Source organism: uncultured Faecalicoccus sp., assembly GCF_944325745.1.
Classification (GTDB): Bacteria; Bacillota_I; Bacilli_A; order Erysipelotrichales; family Erysipelotrichaceae; genus Faecalicoccus.
On the sequence record NZ_CALVBG010000088.1, the window covers coordinates 1 to 4,018 of the forward strand.

General features: G+C 43.9%; 3 protein-coding genes. All 3 read right to left on the reverse strand.

The genetic code is table 11. From position 1 onward, the window contains the following. A partial coding sequence (locus Q0J48_RS06775) for a DeoR/GlpR family DNA-binding transcription regulator (protein WP_296242733.1) occupies positions 1-763 on the reverse strand: 763 nt, incomplete at its 3' end. Between the two features lies 1 nt (position 764). Then, a complete protein-coding gene (locus Q0J48_RS06780; protein WP_296242734.1) occupies positions 765-1,655 on the reverse strand; it encodes a glycyl-radical enzyme activating protein in 891 nt (296 codons plus the stop codon). Next, positions 1,648-3,915, reverse strand: coding sequence for a pyruvate formate lyase family protein (locus tag Q0J48_RS06785; RefSeq protein ID WP_296242735.1), 2,268 nt, complete (start codon positions 3,913-3,915; stop codon positions 1,648-1,650). The genes Q0J48_RS06780 and Q0J48_RS06785 overlap by 8 nt, the downstream gene beginning before the upstream one ends. Positions 3,916-4,018 lie beyond the last annotated feature (103 nt).

Sequence of the window (4,018 nt, forward strand, 5' to 3'; positions counted from 1 at the left end):
TCTCCTCACTCACGACAAAATTTTGCGGCACTGGTTTGCCTTGGGGAAATGTATCTAAGAATACATTGGTAAATTGTGACAGGTTGGCCCATGTACAAAAGCCTTTGGTGTATAACTTGGAATGATCGGCCATTAAATACGCTTTCTCGCTTCGTTTCAGAACGGCCTTTTTGATCCCGGCCACATTGAGATCAAACGCCATCACTTCCTGACTTTCAAGATCCACTCCATTGGCGGTCATAAAACAGGCATCAAAATGAAAATGCTCGATCAGATCCAACGTCATTGATCCATACGAAGTATCATACTTCTTTGAAAATTCTCCGCCTAAAAGATAGATCTGCCCTTTAAAGTCCAACGGGAGTTTCTGAAGAAGATAAGTGTTTGGCGTCACCATTTCAATATCGCGATACCGCAATCCTTCGATCAAACCCAAAGGGGTCGTCCCTGAATCCACAAAGATACAGTCGCCATCCTTGATGACTTTCAAGGCGTTTTGGCAAATCATCTTTTTTGCTTCTTTATAGGTGTCTTCCTTCAACATCACGGCCGGTTCATTATACCGGGTCAACAAGGTGCTGGTATCCACGATGCTGGCGCCACCGCGAACACGGCGAATCAAATGTTGTTCTTCCAGTTCCTGCAAGTCTCGCATGATAGAAGACCGGGATACATCCAGTGTCTCCATCAGATCTTTGATCGAGACGAAGCTTTTTTCACGAAGCTGATCCATGATGCGGACCAATCTTTCCTCTGTTAACATCTTACCCTCCGATCTTGACCCGGACGCCTTTTTTCTTTCCATATTCGACAGCAGGCATCAGATCTTTTTTATCCATTAACGGATATTGCGCATAGGAATACTTCATTTGAAGATTTTCCCATTTGTTTTTTCCTAACGAATGATAGGGCAACAGGTCGACCTCCGGAAAATGCAGAGTCGCTGCCCATTCAATGATCTTTTCTATTTGATCTTGATTAAAATCCCAAATGACCGGCATCCGCACGATCACTTTCTGCGGACAATGTTTCGATAAATAGGCAAAGTTTTCCATGATCTGATCATAGTCAGCACCTGTGGCATGGTACAGCTTTTCCGAATCCAGATGCTTGCAGTCCATCAAGAACAGATCCACATAAGGTTCTACCTTCTGCAGTTTTTCCAACGAATAATTTCCTGTTGTCTCTAATGCGAGATGAAATCCTTCTTCGTGGATCCTCTGGATCAATTCAAAGCTTTCTTCAAACTGAAACAAAGGCTCCCCGCCAGATAATGTAATTCCGCCTTGGGAGTTTTCATAATACATTTTATCTTTTGTGATTTCATCCAGGATCTCTTCTGCGATCATCCATTTCCCCGAAATCTCTAATGCGTTGGGAATACAGGTTTGGGTGCATGTGCCGCATGCCCGACAAAGCGAATAATCAATATGAAAATCCGGCTCAAAGGTGATCGCTTTTTGCGGACAATGTTTCTCGCAAAGCCAACAATGAACACATTTTCTTTCATCATGCATCAAGACCGGCTGTACACCCCAAGTTTCCGGGTTGGCACACCAGGGACAGTGCAGCATGCATCCTTTTAAAAATACGGTCGTACGGATCCCTGGTCCATCATGGACCGCAAATCGCTCTATATTCGATACACTAATCATATAAGGTCCTGCTTAACAATTCGTCCTGGATATCTTTACTTAAATTCACAAAGACAGCCGAATACCCGGCAACGCGAACAATCAGATCCGGATATTTTTCCGGATGTTTCTGGGCATCTTCTAACTGGCCATGATCCACGACCGTGACCATCAGCTGACATCCGCCATTTTCAAAATAGGTACGGAACAAGGCTTTGACCTTCTCTTTGTCTTCGTGCATCATTCTTGGCGTAAATTTCATATTCTGCACACTGCCGCCATGATACTTGGCATCAAAATGTACCAGAGAATTGAGCACTGCCGTCGGTCCAGATTTGGCAGCGCCGCCTTGAGGATTATTGGCCGGATTCATATACACGCCGCGATTGCGGCCATCCAGACTGGCATCGGTTTGGTGCCCCCAGTCGGTGTTGGTCTGATTGTTCGAGATTACGATCAGATAATATCCAAGACCGGCATCGATTCCACGCTGGCGAATGCCTTTGGCAACATATTCATAACAGCGGTTGGCCAGCTCATCACATTCTTTTTTATCGTTTCCATATTTATCCTGGTTAAGCAATTCTTTTTGAAGCGCTTCATACCCTTTGAAATTTTCCAGAGCGGCTTGATTCAACTCTTCCAGCGTGTATTTTTTCTTGTCATAAACGAGTTTCTTGATCGCATATAAGGCATCGCTGGCATTGATATTGCCGTAAGTCTCATTGGTTCCGCCCAGGATCTCGACACCGCCATCCAACAGGGCTTTTTCCCGTGCGATACAATCGTCCATCAAGATGGAGCTGAACAAGAAGCTGACTTCCTGATTCATGATCTTGTAAGAATATTTCTGCGCATCAATGCTCAAATCAAAATAGTAGTCTTGGACCGCTTCATATTGTTTCATCAGATCTTCAAAGGTCTTTAGCTGCGATAACGGCTTGCACGCAACCGGACCCGCTTTATAGATCCCGTCCATCGGATCGATGCCTTCATTGAGGGCAATCTGAAGAAGTTTGAGCATATTCAGTAAAGTATTCGGCGTTCCGACACTCTTGCCTTGGATCACAAATTCCCCGCAGCCAAAAGGAACATACTGTTCGGCAATCTCTTCTGGGACCCGCATCGCATACTGAACGGCCGGTACATTGACATCATCATTATATAAAGTAGGATAAGTGGCCCCGGAAGCAATACACTCATAAGCCATATCCAAGATATCCTCCGGTGTCGTATGATCAAAACGCAAGGTGAACTGCGGTTCCACATAGCGAGTTTCTTTGCATACTTTCAAACACAAACGGCAGAACAGATCACAGGCTTCCACATCTTGACGACCTCTTCCGCCCACAATGATACGGCCATTGACGGTGGTACGGCGGTTTTCGATCATTTTCCAGAGGGAGGCGATATAACGCAATGCCTGTTCCTCGTTTAACTGTCCGGAATCCATATCTTTTTTCAGATAAGGCCCTAAGACCATATCCATGCGGCCATAATTGATACAGCCGGCACACAAGGCATAAAGCCAGAACAGCTGCAAGGCCTGATGGAAGGTGGCAGGCTTATGATCTTTGATCCAGATTAGGTCGGCTTCCATCAAGTCAAGATCTTGATGCCATGCCAGATCGGCATTTTGTTTGGCTTTTTTTACCAGCTCGATTTGTTTTTGGATCACTTCTTTGAATAAAAGCAGAGCTTCCTGACTTGCCTGGATAAAAGCATTTTGGTGATGATGTTTTAATTCTTCTAATAAGCCGTCAATGCCTAAACGCATTAGTTTTTGATAATCCAACATCATCCCGGATAATCTGGCCGTTGCCATAAACGGATATTGGCAGTCGATAAATCGTCCGGTCGTATCTGATGTCAGTACATCCTGGCAATAGATGGATTTGACATCATGGTCTTGCCAGTAATCATAAAGAGTATCGACGCGTTTCTTTTGTTCTTCGGTATGTAAAAGGGATTTAAACGCTCTTAGTTTATGAAAGACACAGTAATGACCAACCCCTCCAATAGAAGTTACACTGCCAAAACCAATCGGAAGAAAATCCAATCGACCCGCAATTAGATCACCTGGTTCTAAAGAACGAAACAATCGAGGAAAGATCACTTTTAAACAATTGATTTCACGAAGGGCCTTATCGAGTCCCGCGCTTTCTTTATGGACCCGAGTATATTCTTCCATGATCTCTAATTGTTCTTCTGGGGATTTCTCACTGGGAATGGGTTTGGAGACTTCGACATTCTGTTCTCCATCAATATTGATATGAGCCATAACCATGCCTCCTTTGTGATTTCAGAATAGCACACAAATCATTCATATTCAATCAGTTTTATTCATAATCGTTCATATTTTATCAAGATTTTACATAAAAAAG

Bases quoted from the DNA above. Each gene is read 5' to 3' on its own strand.
- Q0J48_RS06780 (WP_296242734.1), bottom strand. From the start codon at position 1,655: ATGATTAGTGTATCGAATATAGAGCGATTTGCGGTCCATGATGGACCA.
- Q0J48_RS06785 (WP_296242735.1), bottom strand. From the start codon at position 3,915: ATGGCTCATATCAATATTGATGGAGAACAGAATGTCGAAGTCTCCAAA.